This is a genomic window from Pseudomonas sp. Mb7, from assembly GCF_054790525.1.
The window spans coordinates 5299447-5317069 of the sequence record NZ_CP186501.1 but is presented as its reverse complement, the minus strand read 5'-3'; the positions used below and the strand labels follow the sequence as shown (position 1 = coordinate 5317069).

At 59.6% G+C, this 17623-nt stretch carries 17 protein-coding genes; 14 read left to right on the top strand and 3 right to left on the bottom strand.

All coding sequences use genetic code 11. The features are described from left to right. The first annotated feature begins 73 nt into the window (after positions 1 to 73). Genes ACOYXH_RS24040 through ACOYXH_RS24020 form a run of 5 tightly spaced genes read left to right on the top strand, consistent with a single transcriptional unit; the run spans position 74 to position 4050 of the window. Complete coding sequence (locus ACOYXH_RS24040) at positions 74 to 1039, top strand: sulfonate ABC transporter substrate-binding protein (RefSeq protein ID WP_038358995.1); 966 nt, start codon at positions 74 to 76, stop codon at positions 1037 to 1039. A 25-nt stretch (positions 1040 to 1064) separates the two neighbouring features. After that, positions 1065 to 2213: an FMNH2-dependent alkanesulfonate monooxygenase gene (ssuD, locus tag ACOYXH_RS24035; RefSeq protein WP_007939251.1), complete on the top strand. Its 1149-nt coding sequence runs from the start codon at positions 1065 to 1067 to the stop codon at positions 2211 to 2213. An 8-nt stretch (positions 2214 to 2221) separates the two neighbouring features. After that, positions 2222 to 3004, top strand: a complete 783-nt coding sequence (gene ssuC / locus ACOYXH_RS24030) for an aliphatic sulfonate ABC transporter permease SsuC (RefSeq protein WP_095049408.1) — start codon at positions 2222 to 2224, stop codon at positions 3002 to 3004. Beyond that, entirely contained in the window at positions 3001 to 3807 is an 807-nt protein-coding gene (gene ssuB / locus ACOYXH_RS24025; protein WP_095049409.1) for an aliphatic sulfonates ABC transporter ATP-binding protein, read from the top strand. The genes ssuC and ssuB overlap by 4 nt, the downstream gene beginning before the upstream one ends. Positions 3808 to 3834: 27 nt before the next feature. Continuing rightward, entirely contained in the window at positions 3835 to 4050 is a 216-nt protein-coding gene (locus ACOYXH_RS24020; RefSeq protein ID WP_003229256.1) for a TOBE domain-containing protein, read from the top strand. Between the two features lie 167 nt (positions 4051 to 4217). On the opposite strand, the gene ACOYXH_RS24015 is transcribed toward ACOYXH_RS24020, so the two are convergent. After that, the gene (locus ACOYXH_RS24015) at positions 4218 to 4844 is read right to left on the bottom strand and encodes a TetR/AcrR family transcriptional regulator (protein WP_034151970.1); all 627 of its coding nucleotides are present in this window, start codon (positions 4842 to 4844) and stop codon (positions 4218 to 4220) included. A gap of 243 nt (positions 4845 to 5087) precedes the next feature. Continuing rightward, on the bottom strand, positions 5088 to 6464 hold the full coding sequence (locus tag ACOYXH_RS24010) for a glutamine synthetase family protein (protein WP_007913842.1): 1377 nt from the start codon (positions 6462 to 6464) through the stop codon (positions 5088 to 5090). A gap of 278 nt (positions 6465 to 6742) precedes the next feature. Here ACOYXH_RS24010 and ACOYXH_RS24005 point away from each other — a divergent pair, with 278 nt between their 5' ends. From ACOYXH_RS24005 to ACOYXH_RS23970, 8 genes are all read left to right on the top strand, one after another. Continuing rightward, positions 6743 to 7099 (top strand): gamma-glutamyl-gamma-aminobutyrate hydrolase family protein, encoded by a 357-nt coding sequence (locus tag ACOYXH_RS24005; RefSeq protein ID WP_460409985.1) that lies wholly within the window; start codon positions 6743 to 6745, stop codon positions 7097 to 7099. A gap of 95 nt (positions 7100 to 7194) precedes the next feature. Continuing rightward, the gene (locus tag ACOYXH_RS24000; protein WP_034151968.1) at positions 7195 to 8553 is read left to right on the top strand and encodes a glutamine synthetase family protein; all 1359 of its coding nucleotides are present in this window, start codon (positions 7195 to 7197) and stop codon (positions 8551 to 8553) included. A gap of 56 nt (positions 8554 to 8609) precedes the next feature. Beyond that, positions 8610 to 9974 (top strand): aspartate aminotransferase family protein, encoded by a 1365-nt coding sequence (locus ACOYXH_RS23995; protein WP_095049411.1) that lies wholly within the window; start codon positions 8610 to 8612, stop codon positions 9972 to 9974. A gap of 172 nt (positions 9975 to 10146) precedes the next feature. Beyond that, the gene (locus ACOYXH_RS23990; protein WP_007913851.1) at positions 10147 to 11259 is read left to right on the top strand and encodes a polyamine ABC transporter substrate-binding protein; all 1113 of its coding nucleotides are present in this window, start codon (positions 10147 to 10149) and stop codon (positions 11257 to 11259) included. 187 nt (positions 11260 to 11446) lie between these two features. Further along, on the top strand, positions 11447 to 12544 hold the full coding sequence (locus tag ACOYXH_RS23985; RefSeq protein WP_095125825.1) for a polyamine ABC transporter substrate-binding protein: 1098 nt from the start codon (positions 11447 to 11449) through the stop codon (positions 12542 to 12544). 66 nt (positions 12545 to 12610) lie between these two features. Continuing rightward, positions 12611 to 13753, top strand: a complete 1143-nt coding sequence (locus ACOYXH_RS23980; RefSeq protein ID WP_095049413.1) for an ABC transporter ATP-binding protein — start codon at positions 12611 to 12613, stop codon at positions 13751 to 13753. 35 nt (positions 13754 to 13788) lie between these two features. Beyond that, a complete protein-coding gene (locus tag ACOYXH_RS23975; protein WP_176471306.1) occupies positions 13789 to 14670 on the top strand; it encodes an ABC transporter permease subunit in 882 nt (293 codons plus the stop codon). Continuing rightward, positions 14667 to 15557 (top strand): ABC transporter permease subunit, encoded by an 891-nt coding sequence (locus ACOYXH_RS23970; protein ID WP_093429780.1) that lies wholly within the window; start codon positions 14667 to 14669, stop codon positions 15555 to 15557. The genes ACOYXH_RS23975 and ACOYXH_RS23970 overlap by 4 nt, the downstream gene beginning before the upstream one ends. A gap of 141 nt (positions 15558 to 15698) precedes the next feature. On the opposite strand, the gene ACOYXH_RS23965 is transcribed toward ACOYXH_RS23970, so the two are convergent. Next, entirely contained in the window at positions 15699 to 16340 is a 642-nt protein-coding gene (locus ACOYXH_RS23965; RefSeq protein WP_460066387.1) for an HD domain-containing protein, read from the bottom strand. A 158-nt stretch (positions 16341 to 16498) separates the two neighbouring features. Here ACOYXH_RS23965 and ACOYXH_RS23960 point away from each other — a divergent pair, with 158 nt between their 5' ends. After that, the gene (locus ACOYXH_RS23960) at positions 16499 to 17464 is read left to right on the top strand and encodes a GlxA family transcriptional regulator (RefSeq protein WP_460409984.1); all 966 of its coding nucleotides are present in this window, start codon (positions 16499 to 16501) and stop codon (positions 17462 to 17464) included. The last annotated feature ends 159 nt before the right edge of the window (positions 17465 to 17623 follow it).

Below are 17623 nucleotides of genomic sequence, written 5' to 3'. Positions count from 1 at the left end.
TGTAACTCACCTTACTTCGCCGCTAACGGTCAAGCAGGTGCAGCCAAAACCCAACAGCAAAAAGGAGAGCGCTATGCGCACTGTATTTTTGCGTCGTGGTCTGGTCGCTCTGTTTGCTGCGGCTGTCACCTTCGGCGCCATCACTCAAGCTCAAGCCGAGACCCTTCGCATCGGTTATCAGAAATACGGCACGCTGGTGCTGCTCAAAGCCAAGGGCACTTTGGAAAAACGTCTGGCCGCTCAAGGCGTCGACGTGCAATGGACTGAGTTCCCCGGTGGCCCGCAACTGTTGGAAGGCCTGAACGTCGGCTCGATCGACTTCGGTGTCACCGGCGAAACCCCGCCCGTCTTCGCTCAGGCGGCCGGCGCCGATCTGCTTTACGTTGCCTACGAACCGCCAGCGCCGAACAGCGAAGCGATCCTTGTGCCGAAAGACTCGCCGATCAAATCGGTAGCTGATCTCAAGGGCAAGAAAGTCGCCCTGAACAAAGGTTCCAACGTGCACTACCTGCTGGTGCGCGCACTGGAAGACGCCGGCCTCAAGTACACCGATATTCAAACCGTATTCCTGCCGCCAGCCGATGCCCGCGCCGCGTTCGAACGTGGCAGCGTCGACGCCTGGGTCATCTGGGATCCGTATCAGGCTGCGGCCGAGAAACAACTGCAAGCGCACACCCTGCGTGACGGCAAAGGCATCGTCGACAACCACCAGTTCTACCTCGCGACCAAGCCTTACGCACAGAAAAATCCCGAGGTGATCAAGACCCTCGTGGAAGAAGTGCGCGCCGTTGGCGAGTGGTCCAAAGCCAACCCTGAAGACGTGACCCAACAGGTTGCGCCACTGCTCGGTCTGCCGGCGGACATCACCCTGACCTCGGTCAAGCGCCAGGGCTACGGCGCGCTGTTCCTGACCCCGGAAGTGGTCGCCGCGCAGCAGAAAATCGCGGACACGTTCTTCCAGCTCAAGCTGATTCCCAAGCCACTGAGCATCAAGGATGTGATCTGGACACCACCGGCCGCTGTGGCTAAAGCGCAGTAATTCGAATTCCTAAGGAGACCACTCCATGAGCCTCAATATCTTCTGGTTCCTGCCTACCCACGGCGACGGCCATTACCTTGGCACCGCCGAAGGCGCTCGCGCCGTCGACCACGGTTATCTGCAACAGGTCGCGCAAGCGGCGGATCGTCTGGGCTTTGGCGGTGTGCTGATCCCCACCGGCCGCTCTTGCGAAGACTCGTGGCTGGTGGCAGCGTCGCTGATCCCGGTGACCCAGCGTCTGAAGTTCCTCGTGGCTCTGCGCCCCGGGATCATTTCCCCGACGGTGGCGGCGCGACAGGCAGCCACGCTGGATCGTCTGTCCGGCGGGCGTGCGCTGTTCAATCTGGTCACTGGTGGTGACCCGGAAGAATTGGCCGGCGACGGTCTGTTCCTCAGCCACGAAGAACGCTATCAGGCTTCGGTGGAATTCACCCGCATCTGGCGTCGTGTGCTGGAAGGCGAAACCGTGGATTACGACGGTCAGCACATCAGCGTGAAAGGCGCGAAGTTGCTCTATCCGCCGATCCAGCAACCGCGTCCGCCGCTGTACTTTGGTGGCTCCTCGGAAGCGGCGCAGGATCTCGCTGCCGAACAGGTTGAAATGGTTCTGACGTGGGGCGAGCCGCCCGCAGCAGTGGCAGAGAAAATCGAACAGGTACGTGCCAAAGCCGCCAAGCTCGGACGCACCGTGCGCTTCGGCATTCGTCTGCATGTGATCGTTCGCGAAACCAATGCTGAAGCCTGGCAAGCGGCGGATCGGCTGATCTCGCATCTGGACGACGACACCATTGCTCGTGCCCAGGCTTCCCTGGCGCGATTTGATTCGGTCGGCCAGCAACGCATGGCCGCATTGCACGGCGGCAGTCGCGACAACCTCGAAGTCAGCCCTAACCTGTGGGCCGGCGTCGGTCTGGTGCGCGGCGGTGCCGGTACCGCGTTGGTTGGCGATGGCCCGACCGTGGCCGCACGCGTGAAGGAATACGCCGATCTGGGTATCGATACCTTCATCTTCTCCGGTTATCCACACCTCGAAGAGTCGTATCGCGTCGCCGAACTGCTGTTCCCGCACCTCGACATCGAGCGTCCGGAACTACCGAAAAGCGCCGGTTATGTCAGCCCGTTCGGCGAGATGGTCGCCAACGACATTCTTCCCAAAGCCGCGTCGCAGAGCTGAGGCGCGCCATGAAGAAAATCATCCACAGCCTCGCGCCCTGGGCGTTGCCGGTGTTGTTGCTGGCGGTGTGGCAGTTGTCGGTGTCGGCTGGTTGGTTGTCGACACGGATCCTGCCGGCACCGGTGGCGGTGATCGAAGCCGGCGTGAGTCTGGTGCGCAGCGGTGAAATCTGGACGCACTTGGCCATCAGCGGCTGGCGCGCGGCCCTCGGTTTCACCATCGGCGGCAGCATCGGTCTTGCCTTGGGTTTCATCACCGGTCTGTCGAAGTGGGGCGAACGCCTGCTCGACAGTTCGGTGCAGATGATCCGCAACGTGCCGCACCTGGCACTGATTCCGCTGGTGATCCTCTGGTTCGGCATCGACGAGTCGGCGAAGATTTTTCTGGTGGCGCTGGGCACGTTGTTCCCGATTTACCTGAATACCTATCACGGCATCCGCAACGTCGATCCGGCGCTGGTGGAGATGGCGCACAGTTATGGCCTGAGCGGTTTCAGCCTGTTCTGGCAGGTGATTCTGCCGGGTGCGCTGCCTTCGATTCTGGTCGGCGTGCGCTTCGCCCTGGGCTTTATGTGGCTGACGCTGATCGTCGCCGAAACCATTTCGGCCAGCTCGGGCATCGGCTATCTGGCGATGAACGCTCGCGAGTTCCTGCAGACCGACGTGGTGGTGCTGGCGATCCTGCTTTACGCGGTGCTCGGCAAACTCGCTGACCTTGCGGCCCGAGGACTTGAGCGTGTGTGGTTGCGCTGGCACCCGGCGTATCAGGTTGCCAAAGGAGGTGCGGCATGACCGCTCAACAACCTCCACGCCTGCTGCGCGGGATTCCGCTGGCGGTGCGCAACCTGCAGAAAACCTTCGGCGCGCGGAAGGTGTTGCGTGACATCGATCTGCATATTCCGGCTGGGCAGTTTGTCGCCGTGGTCGGGCGCAGTGGCTGTGGCAAAAGTACCTTGCTGCGTTTGCTCGCTGGGCTTGATCAGCCGACTGGCGGCGACTTGCTGGCCGGTTCTGCGCCGCTCAGCGATGCGCGGGAAGACACCCGATTGATGTTCCAGGAAGCACGTCTGCTGCCGTGGAAAAAGATCATCGACAACGTTGGTCTCGGTCTTAAAGGCAACTGGCGCCCGCAAGCGTTAGAGGCGCTGGAAGCGGTGGGTCTGGCGGATCGTGCCAATGAGTGGCCGGCAGCGTTATCTGGCGGACAGAAGCAGCGCGTTGCACTGGCGCGGGCGCTGATCCATCAACCGCGTCTGCTGCTGCTCGACGAACCGCTCGGCGCACTGGACGCACTGACCCGCATTGAAATGCAGCAACTGATCGAGCGTCTCTGGCAGCAACACGGCTTCACCGTGCTGCTGGTGACCCACGACGTCAGTGAAGCGGTGGCGATTGCCGACCGGGTGATTCTGATCGAGGACGGCGAAGTGGGCCTCGATCTGCATGTCGAACTGCCGCGGCCGCGAGTGCGTGGTTCGCACCGACTGGCGGCGCTGGAAACCGAAGTGCTTAACCGTGTTCTCTCCCTGCCCGGCGAACCGCCGGCGCCGGAACCTGTTTCACCACTGCCTACGCAACTGCGTTGGGCTCAATAACTCAAGCAAACGACAGGAATCATTGCCATGACTATCAAAGCCATCAACGTCCGTAACCAGTTCAAAGGCTCGATCAAGGAAATCGTCCTCGGTGACGTGCTGTCGGAAATCGACGTGCAGACCGCTTCCGGCATCGTCACTTCGGTGATTACCACCCGTTCGGTCAAAGAGCTGGAGCTGGTGGTCGGTAGCGAAGTGATCGCCTTTGTGAAATCCACCGAGGTGTCGATCGCCAAGCTGTAAGTCGGTGAGTAAAAAACAACCCCGGAGAGCGTGAGCCCTTCGGGGTTTTTTGTGCCTGGCGATCGTTCCCATGCTCCGCGTGGGAATGCCTCTTGGGACGCTCCGCGTCCAGTGACGCGGAGCGTCACGGGCTGCATTCCCACGCAGAGCGTGGGAACGATCATGGCTCAGCGCTTGGGAAGATACGGTGGCAGATACAGGCCGATATAAGCATCAAACACGCGCATCCCTTCCTCGGCCATGCGCGGCGTGATCTGCCCGTGCTGCTGCACCGAACGCGCATAAACCCGGTCACCCAACTCCATCGCTAAAGCAAACACATCGACATCTTCCGGCAGCCTCGGCAATTCGAAGTGATGATCGAACAGCTTGTGCATCAGGTCGCCCAGTTCGATGTCGTGCTGACGGTCAGCCTGGGTGACTTCGGTCAGGCCGTGCTGCGCGAGGATCAACTGCCGTGCGGCGGCGTCTTCGTCGTAGATCTCCAGCATCCGCTGCTCGACCAACCGCGACAGATCACGCCAGTCACGCAAAGCTTCGTGATCGATCGGCGCTTGCAGGCAGGCGCGAAACGCGGCGTGGACATCTGCCGTCAGCGCTTCGAGCAATGCCGGGACGCTGGCGAAGAAGTGGTACACGGAGGAGGGCGGAATCTGCGCGCGCTCGGCGACGCTGTAGATCGACAGACTCGCCACACCCTCGGCGGCCAGCAGCGTGCGCGCGGCGTCGAGTATCGAATCGATGCGCGCCTGACTGCGGGCACGGGGTTTGCGGACGGGGGCGGGTCGCGTCATGGAAGTCTCCTGCGGGGCAGCGGGCATTGTACGAGCCGGCTTGTGTGTTGTCTTGTCGACCGCTTTCGTCGGAACGCCGCCCGGAGCAAGCTCGCTCCCACAGGGGAGCTTTGTATACACAGCATTCAAGTTCACTGGAGATCAACTGTGGGAGCGAGCCTGCTCGCGAAACGCCGCAGGCGGCCATAAAAAAACGCCGTTGACTGAATCAGCCAACGGCGTTTTTCCTGAAGCTACAACCGCTTAAACGGTATGCAGATACCAGTTGTACTCAAGGTCAGAGATGGAGTGTTCGAACTCCTCCAGCTCGCTTTCCTTGCAGGCGACGAAGATATCGATGTATTTCGGATCGATGTACTTGGCCATCACCTCGCTGTCGTCCAGCTCACGCAGGGCATCGCGCAAGTTGTTCGGCAGGCTTTGTTCGTTCTGCTCGTAGCTGTTGCCTTCGACAGGCGCGCCCGGTTCGATCTTGTTGGTCAGACCGTGATGCACACCGGCCAATACAGAAGCCATTAACAGGTACGGGTTGGCGTCGGCACCGGCGACGCGGTGCTCGATACGTACGGCATCGGACGAGCCGGTCGGTACGCGAATCGCCACGGTGCGGTTGTCCAGACCCCAGCACGGCGAGTTCGGCACGTAGAACTGTGCGCCGAAACGACGGTACGAGTTGACGTTCGGGCAGAGGAAAGCCATCTGCGCGGGCAGGGTCTCGAGCACACCGCCGATCGCGTGACGCAGCGCGGCGTTCTGCTCGGGATCCTCGCTGGCAAAAATGTTTTTGCCTTCTTTATCCAGAATCGAGATGTGTACGTGCAGACCATTACCTGCCTGGCCCGGGTACGGCTTGGCCATGAAGGTGGTGTCCATTTCATGGTCGTAGGCGATGTTCTTGATCAGGCGCTTGAGCAGTACCGCGTAGTCGCAGGCCTTGATCGGGTCGGCTACGTGGTGCAGGTTCACTTCGAACTGCGCCGGGGCACTTTCCTTGACAATGGCGTCGGCCGGAATGCCTTGCTCTTTGGCGCCTTCCAGAATGTCCTGGAGGCAGTCGACGTATTCGTCGAGGTCGTCGATCAGGTAGACCTGGGTCGAGTGCGGGCGTTTGCCGGAGATCGGCGAGCGTGGCGGCTGAGGACGGCCGTTCACGTTTTCCTGGTCGATCAGGTAGAACTCGAGTTCAAATGCGGCGCAAATGGTCAGGCCCAGTTCGTCAAACTTTGCAACAACTTGACGGAGCACTTCGCGCGGATCGGCGAAGAACGGGTCGCCTTCGAGTTCGTGCATGGTCATCAACAGTTGCGCGGTCGGGCGCTTTTGCCATGGCTCGTTGCACAGGGTATCGGGGATTGGATAGCAGATGCGATCGGCGTCGCCGATGTCCAGGCCCAGGCCGGTGCTTTCCACCGTCGAACCGTTGATATCCAGAGCAAATAGAGAGGCCGGCAGGTTGATGCCTTTCTCGTAAACCTTGTGGAGGCTGGTGCGTTCAATGCGCTTGCCGCGCACCACACCATTCATATCCGCAATCAGAAGGTCAACGTACAGAACCTCAGGATGTTCCTTAAGGAACGCGTTCGCTTCGTTAAGCTGAACGGCACGCGGGGGTACCGACATGATGCAACACCTTTGTTGTTAAAAATATCAATCATTGATCTTTTCTGGTTTCAGTCAACCCGAACGGCCTGCCGAAGTCAAGCGAGGCCTTTTTTGCCCTAAAAAAGCGCTGCAAGGGCATTTATGGGGCACTTTTGGGCGGTTTTTAGTCCTTGTGGCGCTTGGCACCCGCGGGCTTGAGCAGGCCGTGTTGTATTTTTTACGGGGGTGTTGTGTAAAAAAATGAACAAGGCTAAGCTCCGATCAAACCCATAACAGCAATAATACCGGGGTGCTTCATGTCTCGCCTGCCGTTAATCGGCATCACCGACTGCTCGCAACAGTCCGGTCTGCATGCTCATCACATCAGTGGCGACCAATCCGTCGGTAGCGCAGCCAGCATGGTTCGCCCGTTAGCGACGATGTTCCCGTCCATGGCCGTTCAAGTGCCAGCGTCCGATATTCTGGACGTATGGGAAAGCATCCTGTTTATGGCGTCTCCTTTCAATATAGATCGCTTTCACTTCCAAAGCCTGTGCGGCTTCCCCAGCCGTGCTCGTGATTCTGCACGCCTTGAGTGTGCACAGGAAATGCAACGCCAGCGTGAAGGGCAGGTAAGCTCCTCTTTCATTGTCTATGCGCGGTGCCAGGCGTAAGCCGGCACTGCGCGAGCAAGCCCCCCTTTAACGCGACGCTCAAAGCGTCAAACTTTGCCTGACATCCTGTCAGGAGACTCAGCCCAGAGGCATTTATGAGTAACAACCTCGACCAGCTCACCGATTGGTTGAAAGACCACAAGATCACAGAAGTCGAATGCATGATCGCCGACTTGACCGGTATCACCCGGGGCAAGATCTCGCCGACCAACAAGTTCATCGCCGAAAAAGGCATGCGCCTGCCCGAGAGCGTGCTGTTGCAGACAGTGACCGGCGACTACGTCGAAGACGACATCTATTACGAACTGCTCGACCCGGCCGACATCGACATGATCTGCCGTCCCGACCAGAACGCCGTGTACCTGGTGCCGTGGGCCATCGAGCCAACTGCTCAAGTGATCCACGACACCTACGACAAGCAAGGCAACCCGATCGAGCTGTCGCCGCGCAACGTCCTCAAGAAAGTTCTGAAGCTCTATGCCGACAAGGGCTGGCAGCCGATCGTGGCGCCGGAAATGGAGTTCTACCTGACCAAGCGCAGCGACGACCCTGATTATCCGTTGCAGCCGCCGATTGGCCGTTCGGGCCGTCCGGAAATCGGTCGTCAGTCGTTCTCCATTGAAGCGGCGAACGAATTCGATCCGCTGTTCGAAGACGTCTACGACTGGTGCGAACTGCAGGAGCTGGACCTCGACACGCTGATCCACGAAGACGGCACGGCGCAGATGGAAATCAACTTCCGTCACGGTGACGCACTGTCGCTGGCCGACCAGATCCTGGTGTTCAAGCGCACCATGCGCGAAGCCGCGCTCAAGCACGACGTGGCCGCAACCTTTATGGCCAAGCCGATGACCGGCGAGCCGGGCAGTGCGATGCACTTGCACCAGAGCATCATTGACATCGAGACCGGCAAAAACGTCTTCTCTAATGAAGACGGGACCATGAGCCAGTTGTTCCTGCACCACATCGGTGGTTTGCAGAAATTGATCCCGGAATTGCTGCCGCTGTTCGCGCCGAACGTCAACTCGTTCCGCCGCTTTCTGCCGGATACCTCGGCACCGGTGAACGTGGAGTGGGGCGAAGAGAACCGCACCGTTGGCCTGCGCGTACCGGATGCCGGCCCGCAGAACCGCCGTGTGGAAAACCGCTTGCCGGGCGCGGACGCCAACCCGTACCTGGCGATTGCCGCGAGCCTGCTCTGCGGCTACATCGGCATGGTCGAAGGCCTCAACCCGAGCGCGCCGGTGGTGGGCCGTGGTTATGAGCGCCGCAACCTGCGCCTGCCACTGACCATCGAAGACGCGCTGGAACGTATGGAAAACAGCGCGACCATCGAGAAGTACCTGGGCAAAACCTTCATCACTGGCTACGTCGCGGTAAAACGGGCCGAGCATGAAAACTTCAAGCGCGTGATCAGTTCCTGGGAGCGTGAGTACCTGCTCTTCGCCGTCTGATACGCCAGGCGCGGCTGGCAGCAGCCGCGCCTTCACCGATAACAAGGAGAATTGGCATGACCAGCAACAACCCGCAAACCCGCGAGTGGCAAGCACTCAGCAATGATCACCACCTGGCCCCGTTCAGCGACTTCAAGCAGCTGAAAGAGAAAGGCCCGCGGATCATCACCAACGCCAAGGGCGTTTACCTGTGGGACAGCGAAGGCAACAAGATTCTCGACGGCATGGCCGGTCTGTGGTGCGTGGCTATCGGTTATGGTCGCGATGAGCTGGCCGACGCGGCCGCCAAACAGATGCGCGAACTGCCGTACTACAACCTGTTCTTCCAGACCGCGCACCCGCCAGCGCTGGAACTGGCCAAGGCAATCGCCGACGTGGCGCCGGAAGGCATGAACCATGTGTTCTTCACCGGTTCCGGCTCCGAAGGCAACGACACCATGCTGCGCATGGTCCGCCACTACTGGGCGATCAAAGGCCAGCCAAACAAGAAAGTCATCATCAGCCGCAAGAACGGTTATCACGGTTCGACCGTGGCCGGCGCGAGTCTCGGTGGCATGACTTATATGCACGAACAAGGCGACTTGCCGATCCCGGGCATCGTCCATATCGCGCAGCCTTACTGGTTCGCTGAAGGGGGCGACATGTCCCCGGAAGAGTTCGGTATCTGGGCGGCCAACCAGCTGGAAGAGAAGATTCTCGAAGTCGGCGTCGACAACGTCGGTGCCTTTATTGCCGAGCCGATCCAGGGCGCCGGCGGCGTGATCATTCCGCCAGACAGCTACTGGCCGCGCATCAAGGAAATCCTCGCCAAGTACGACATCCTGTTCGTGGCAGACGAAGTGATTTGCGGTTTCGGCCGTACCGGTGAGTGGTTCGGTAGCGATTTCTACGACCTTGCGCCCGACATGATGACCATCGCCAAAGGCCTGACCTCCGGTTATATCCCGATGGGCGGCCTGATTGTCCGTGACTCCGTTGTTGCGGTGCTCAACGAAGGTGGCGATTTCAACCACGGCTTCACCTACTCCGGTCACCCGGTGGCAGCAGCAGTGGGCCTGGAAAACATCCGCATCCTGCGCGACGAAAAAATTATCGAGAACGCGCACAACGAAACGGCACCGTATTTGCAGAAACGTCTGCGGGAACTGAACGATCACCCGTTGGTGGGTGAAGTTCGCGGAGTCGGTCTGTTGGGCGCGATCGAGCTGGTGCAGGACAAGGCCACGCGCAAGCGTTATGAAGGCAAGGGCGTCGGCATGATCTGCCGCCAGTTCTGCTTCGACAACGGCCTGATCATGCGCGCTGTGGGCGACACCATGATCATCGCGCCGCCGCTGGTGATCAGCAAAGCCGAGATCGATGAGCTGGTTACAAAGGCACGCAAGTGTCTGGACCTGACCCTCAGTGCGTTGCAGGGCTAAGTGCTAGGCTTTGAGCGGGGGAGCCGTGGCGCTCGCGCTCAAAGCTGTCAGAAAGGCTGGTCTTTTCTTGAAAGACCGCCTCGGATCTTGCCAGACTAGCCGCGGTTCCAGTTGTCCGGGTTCGGCCGCTGAACAAAGTGGTTCAAAAAAGAAAAATTTGGAGCATTAACGCATGAAGGCATTAGGCAAAAAGCTCGCTGGCAAGACTCTGCTCGCCATGTCCCTGATGGGAGTCATGGCGGCTGCGGCTCAGGCGGACGACAAGGTGTTGCACGTCTACAACTGGTCCGACTACATCGCCCCGGACACTGTGGCCAACTTCGAAAAAGCCACCGGGATCAAAGTCGTCTATGACGTCTTCGACAGCAACGAAACCCTGGAAGCCAAGCTGCTGGCCGGCAAGTCCGGTTACGACATTGTGGTGCCTTCCAATAACTTCCTCGCCAAGCAGATCAAGGCCGGTGTTTACCAGGAGCTGGACAAGTCCAAGCTGCCAAACTGGAAGAACCTCGACGAAGACCTGCTCAAGGCTGTTGGCGATGCCAGCGACCAAGGCAACAAGCACGCGTTCCCGTACATGTGGGGCTCGATCGGCATCGGCTACAACCCGGCCAAGGTCAAGGCAGCGCTGGGCATCGACAAAATCGATTCCTGGGACGTGGTGTTCAAGCCTGAAAACATCGAGAAGCTCAAAAGCTGCGGCGTAAGCTTCCTCGACGCACCGACCGAAATGATTCCGGCGGCGTTGCACTATCTGGGCAAGCCGACCAACAGCAAGGACAAGGCTGACCTGAAAGCCGCCGAAGACTTGTTCCTGAAGATTCGTCCTTCGGTTGCCTACTTCCATTCCTCCAAGTACATCTCCGACCTGGCCAACGGCAACATCTGCGTCGCCGTCGGTTACTCGGGTGACCTGGAACAATCCAAGACCCGCGCCCAGGAAGCCGGAGACAAGGTCAAGCTGGCCTACACCATTCCAAAAGAAGGTGCTGGCACGTTCTACGACATGGTCGCCATTCCCAAGGATGCCGAAAACGTCGAAGCCGCCTACAAGTTCATGAACTACCTGCTTGAGCCACAAGTGATGGCCGGCATCACCAACGCCGTGCGTTTCCCGAACGGCAACAAAGCTGCCACGCCACTGGTGGACAAGGACATCACCAGCGATCCGAGCATCTACCCGTCGGCTGAAGTGAAGAAACAGCTCTACGCGATCAGCGATCTGGACGCAGCGACCCTGCGCCTGATCACTCGCAGCTGGACCAAGATCAAATCCGGTAAATAAGCCGGTTTGACGCAACAACCGCTGGCCGTCGTCCCCGCGAGGGCGGCCAGCGGATTAATTAAATGACAGGAAGTTTTGCAGGAACGGTTTTTCGAGGGTAAGTTGCGCGCCGGTTTTGTTGCCGGGCAGCCATGGCTGTCATGCAGCGCGGGGCAACTTGGGCCCAACTAATTTAGAGGACCTCCACTTGCCTATTTTTTCTTCTTTGCGCAAAGCCCTGCTGGCCACTGCCGGCCTGACGATCGCTGTCGGAGCCCAGGCCGCCGGTACGGTGCATATTTATAACTGGTCCGATTACATCGGCGAGACCACGCTGGCCGATTTCCAGAAAGAAACCGGGATCAAACCGGTCTACGACGTCTTCGATTCCAACGAAACCCTGGAAGGCAAGCTACTGGCCGGGCGTACCGGTTACGACGTGGTCGTGCCGTCGAACCACTTCCTCGGCAAGCAGATCAAGGCGGGGGCGTTCCAGAAGCTTGACCGTGCGCAACTGCCGAACTACGCCAATCTCGACCCGGCGCTGCTCAAGCGTCTGGAGCAGAACGATCCGGGCAACCTGTACGCCGTGCCGTACCTGTGGGGCACCAACGGCATTGGTTACAACGTCGATAAAGTGAAGGCTGTACTGGGTGTCGACAAGATCGATTCGTGGGGCGTTTTGTTCGAGCCTGAGAACATCAAGAAGCTGCAAAGCTGCGGCGTGGCATTCCTCGATTCGGCGGATGAAATGATGCCGACCGTGCTCAACTATCTGGGCCTGAATGCCAACAGCACCAATCCGAAGGACTACGAAAAAGCCACCGACAAATTGCTCGCGGTGCGTCCTTACGTGACCTACTTCCACTCGTCGAAATACATCGGTGATCTGGCCAACGGCGACATCTGTGTGGCCATCGGTTTCTCCGGCGATATCTTCCAGGCGAAGAACCGCGCAGCCGAAGCCAAGAAGGGCGTGAACATCGCCTACACGGTGCCGAAAGAGGGTGGCGCATTGTGGTTCGACATGCTGGCAATCCCCAAGGATTCGTCGAACGTGAAGCAGGCCCATGCCTTCATCAACTATCTGCTGAAACCTGAGGTGATCGCTCAGGTCAGTGATTACGTCGGTTACGCCAACCCCAACCCGGGTTCGGACAAGTTGATGGAGCAATCCATCCGCACCGATGCGTCGGTGTATCCACCGCAGGCCGTTATCGACAAGGCCTACGTATCGACCGAGTTGCCACCGAACATTCAGCGTCTGATGACCCGCAGCTGGACCAAGGTCAAGTCGGGGATGTAAGGCACACACTATCCTGGGTTCGCCTTGCGGGGCGAACTGCATTGTTTTTTTCTGGGAGTTTCGTAAATGGCAGTTGCCTCCGGCGCCTATAAGAAAGCCCTCGAGGGCGACCAGACACCGAAACAGGTGTTGGTCAAAATCGACCGGGTCACGAAGAAGTTCGACGAGACGATTGCCGTGGACGATGTGTCCCTGGAAATCAAGAAGGGCGAGATCTTCGCCTTGCTCGGCGGTTCGGGATCGGGCAAATCCACTCTGCTGCGGATGCTGGCAGGGTTCGAACGGCCCACGGAGGGGCGGATTTTCCTCGACGGCGTCGACATCACCGACATGCCACCGTACGAACGTCCGATCAACATGATGTTCCAGTCGTACGCCTTGTTCCCGCACATGACCGTGGCGCAGAACATCGCCTTCGGCCTGCAGCAGGACAAGATTCACAAGACCGAGGTCGACGACCGTGTAGCCGAGATGCTCAAGCTGGTGCAGATGAGCCAGTACGCCAAGCGCAAGCCGCATCAATTGTCGGGCGGTCAGCGTCAGCGTGTGGCGCTGGCACGTTCGCTGGCCAAGCGGCCGAAGTTGCTGCTGCTCGATGAGCCGATGGGCGCACTGGACAAGAAACTGCGTTCGCAGATGCAGCTGGAACTGGTGGAAATCATCGAGCGCGTCGGCGTGACTTGCGTGATGGTGACCCACGACCAGGAAGAGGCCATGACCATGGCCGAGCGCATCGCGATCATGCACCTGGGCTGGATCGCCCAGATCGGCAGCCCGATCGACATCTACGAAACCCCGACCAGCCGTCTGGTCTGCGAATTCATCGGTAACGTCAACATCTTCGAAGGTGAAGTGATCGACGACGCCGAAGGCCACGCGACCATCACCTGTAAGGATCTCGATCGGCAGATCTACGTTGGCCATGGCATCAGCACCTCGGTGCAAGACAAGTCCGTGACCTACGCGATCCGTCCGGAGAAGCTGCTGGTCACCGCCGACCAGCCGACCTGCGAGTACAACTGGTCCAGCGGCAAGGTGCACGACATCGCCTACCTCGGCGGGCACTCGGTGTTCTACGTCGAATTGCCGAGCGGCAAACTGGTGCAGTCGTTCGTCGCCAACGCCGAACGTCGCGGCGCGCGTCCGACCTGGGGCGATCAGGTCTACGTGTGGTGGGAAGACGACAGCGGCGTGGTACTCCGCTCATGAACATGCGCAAATTCAAACGCCGCATCAACCGAATAATCCCCAATGGCCGGCAACTGGTCATCGGGGTTCCGTTCATCTGGCTTTTTCTGTTCTTCATGCTGCCGTTCTTCATCGTCCTGAAGATCAGTTTCGCCGAAGCCGACGTGGCCATTCCGCCGTACACCGAGATTTACACCTACGCCGAGCAGAAGCTGCAACTGCTGCTGAACCTGGGCAACTACGCGATGCTGGCGGGCGACGAGTTGTACATCGCCGCTTACCTCGGCTCGTTGAAGATGGCGTTCATCAGCACCGTCCTCTGTTTGCTGATCGGCTACCCGATGGCCTACGCCATCGCCACCGCCCGTAAAGAGCTGCAAACGGTGTTGGTATTGCTGATCATGATGCCGACCTGGACCGCAATCCTGATCCGCGTTTACGCGTGGATGGGCATCCTCAGCAACAACGGTCTGCTCAACGGTTTCCTGATGAGCATGGGCTTGATCGACGAGCCGCTGCAGATCCTCAACACCAACCTCGCGGTGTACATCGGCGTCGTTTATTCGTACCTGCCGTTCATGATCCTGCCGCTGTACGCCAATCTGGTGAAGCACGACAACAGTCTGCTCGAAGCGGCTTCGGACCTCGGCTCGAGTACTTTCAACAGCTTCTGGAAGATCACTATTCCGCTGTCCAAGAACGGCATCATTGCCGGCTGCATGCTGGTGTTTATCCCCGTGGTCGGTGAGTTCGTGATCCCGGAACTGCTTGGCGGTCCGGAAACCCTGATGATCGGCAAGGTGCTGTGGCAAGAGTTCTTCAACAACCGTGACTGGCCGGTGGCGTCCGCGCTGGCGGTGGTGATGCTGGCGATCCTGATTGTGCCGATCATCCTGTTCAACCGCAGTCAGGCCAAGGAAATGGAGGGTAAAGAATGAAGCGCTTCCGTTTCTCCAGCCTGATGCTGGTTCTGGGTTTGTTGTTTATCTACCTGCCGATGCTGATCCTGGTGATCTACTCGTTCAACGCCTCGAAACTGGTGACGGTGTGGGGCGGCTGGTCGATCAAGTGGTACGTCGGCCTGCTCGACAACACGCAACTGATGGGCTCGGTGCTGCGCTCGCTGGAAATCGCCTGCTACACCGCGGTCGCCGCGGTGGCGCTGGGTACGCTGGCAGCGTTCGTGCTGACCCGTATCACCCGCTTCAAGGGCCGCACGCTGTTCGGCGGTCTGGTCACAGCGCCGTTGGTGATGCCGGAAGTGATCACCGGTCTGTCGCTGTTGCTGCTGTTCGTGGCCATGGCGCAGATGATCGGCTGGCCGCAGGAACGTGGCATCGTCACCATCTGGATCGCTCACACCACGTTCTGTGCGGCGTATGTGGCGGTGGTGGTGTCGGCGCGTCTGCGTGAGCTGGACCTGTCGATCGAAGAAGCGGCCATGGACCTCGGTGCACGACCGTGGAAGGTGTTCTTCCTGATCACCATCCCGATGATCGCGCCATCGCTGGCGGCGGGCGGCATGATGTCGTTCGCGCTGTCGCTGGATGACCTGGTACTGGCGAGCTTCGTCTCGGGTCCTGGTTCGACGACCTTGCCGATGGAAGTGTTCTCGGCAGTGCGTCTGGGTGTGAAGCCTGAGATCAACGCCGTGGCGAGCCTGATTTTGCTCGCGGTATCGATCGTGACCTTCATGGTCTGGTTCTTCAGCCGCCGTGCCGAAGAAGCGCGCAAGAAAGCCATCCAGCAAGCCATCGAAGAAAGCGCAGCCGATTCGTGGAAGCAGCCGGACGTGCGTCGCGCCCCGGCGCCGGAAGCGGCGTAAGCAATATCGGGTTGGCCTTAACCTAGAGGCCAACCCAAATTCAAATGTAGGAGTGAGCGTGCTCGCGATAGCGGTGTATCGGCCAGGAAGTTTTCAGCTGACACACCGCTATCGCGAGCAGGCTCACTCCTACAATGGGATTTATGCCGTCCAGGGAGATTGGCGGATGACTTCAACAAAGTTCATCGGCTTGAACCCCGGCTGCTGATCCTTCAGCACATCAGTCTTCACATTGCCAAACGTCGTCTGCGGACGATGCCGCAAGCCATCGGCAAACGCGCAGATAATGCACTCCTTGAAACCGTCCCCACGCGGGTGCGCATGCACCACCGCTTCGCGCTGCACAGTGCTGAACGCTGCGTAATCCATCCCCAGTACATCCATTTCCACACCAGCGGTGACCAGCGCTACGGTCGGGCGCAGATGCTTCGGCACGCCCGGCGTGGTGTGCAGGGCAATCGACAGCCACACCTGTTCGATGTCGTCATCGCTCAACCCGTACGGTTTGAGAAACGCCGCCGCGGCGTTGGCGCCGTCCACCTCAAAACGCTCGTCATCACTGCGATGACCTTCGACCAGAGCGAGGTCATGGAACATCGCGCCGACGTACAACAACTCCGGGTTGTAGGCCAGTTGCTGGCGCTCGCCGCTCAACGCACCGAACAGAAAGACCCGGCGCGAGTGGTGGTAGAGCAGGTCGGATTCGATGTCGCGGATGTATTCGGTGGTGGCCCGGGCGAGGGCGCTGTCAGGGATTTTGATGCCGGCGATGGTTGTGGTCATGGCAAGTTTCCTCATTGGAACGCCGTCGTGGCGCTGATGGGGGAAGTCTGTTCCTGACGCTGAAAGCGGACAATCGACGCATGGCTGCGATCCTTGCCAATCCACCTGCAAATCGTGCCAAGCTAAAAGATCGCAGCCTTGAAAGGGAATCCACAGTCATGACTAAATCCGTCGCCATCGTCGTGTTTCCCGGCGTGCAGTCGCTGGACGTCAGCGGCCCGATGGATGTGTTCGCCGAGGCCAATCGCTTCCTGGCGCCCGAGAATCACTATCGGCTCGAAGTAATCGGCATCGAGCAAGGGCCGATGGCCTGTTCCAACGGTTTGACCCTGAATGCCCATCGGCATTTCAGCGAAGCACTCGACGCCTACGATCTGCTGCTGGTCGCCGGTGGGCCGCAATTACCCTTCATGGATTTCGGCGCGACGTTCGACGGTTGGCTGCGTGAGGCCTGTGCACGGGCGCAGCGCTTCGGTTCGATCTGCAACGGCGCGTTCATGCTGGCCCGGGCCGGTTTGCTGGACGGGCGCACCGTCACCACGCACTGGAACGACGCCGTCGCGTTGGCGCAGTTGTGTCCGACGACGCAGGTCGAAGCGGATCGCTTGTATGTCGAGGACGGCACGCTCTACACCTCGGCCGGGGTCACGGCGGGGATTGATCTGTCGCTGTACCTGCTGGCGCGGGATCATGGCGCTGAAGTGGCGCTGAGCGTGGCCAAGCGTCTGGTGGTGTTCACCCAGCGTTCCGGTGGGCAATCGCAGTTCAGCCCGTTCCTCACACCGCACGCGGAGCCGACCTCGGCGGTGGCGCTGGTGCAGTTGTATGTTCTGGCCAATCTCACGGGCGATCTGACGATTGCCGATCTGGCCAATGCGGCGAACATGAGTGCGCGCAATTTCTCGCGGGTGTTTGCCCGGGAAGCCAAGGTCACCCCGGCGGAGTTTGTCGAACGGGCGCGAGTGGATGCGGCGCGGGTGATGCTGGAAAGCACGGCGGCACCGTTGAAGACTGTGGCGTATCAGTGCGGGTTTCGCGATGCGCAGCACATGCGCAGTGTGTTCAATCGCCGGCTGGGGGTTACGCCGCAGCAGTTTCGGCTGAATTTTGCGGTGATGGTTTGACCCTCACCCTCACCCCAGCCCTCCCGAAACGTCGGACCGCCCATAGGGAGAGGGGGCCGACCGCAGTGTCTGGCGTGATACATCGACCTGAAAGACCTTAGCGATTATGGATTCGGTAAAGCAGTGTCAGGTCGCTGCAAGCCTTGAGCATCCCCCAAT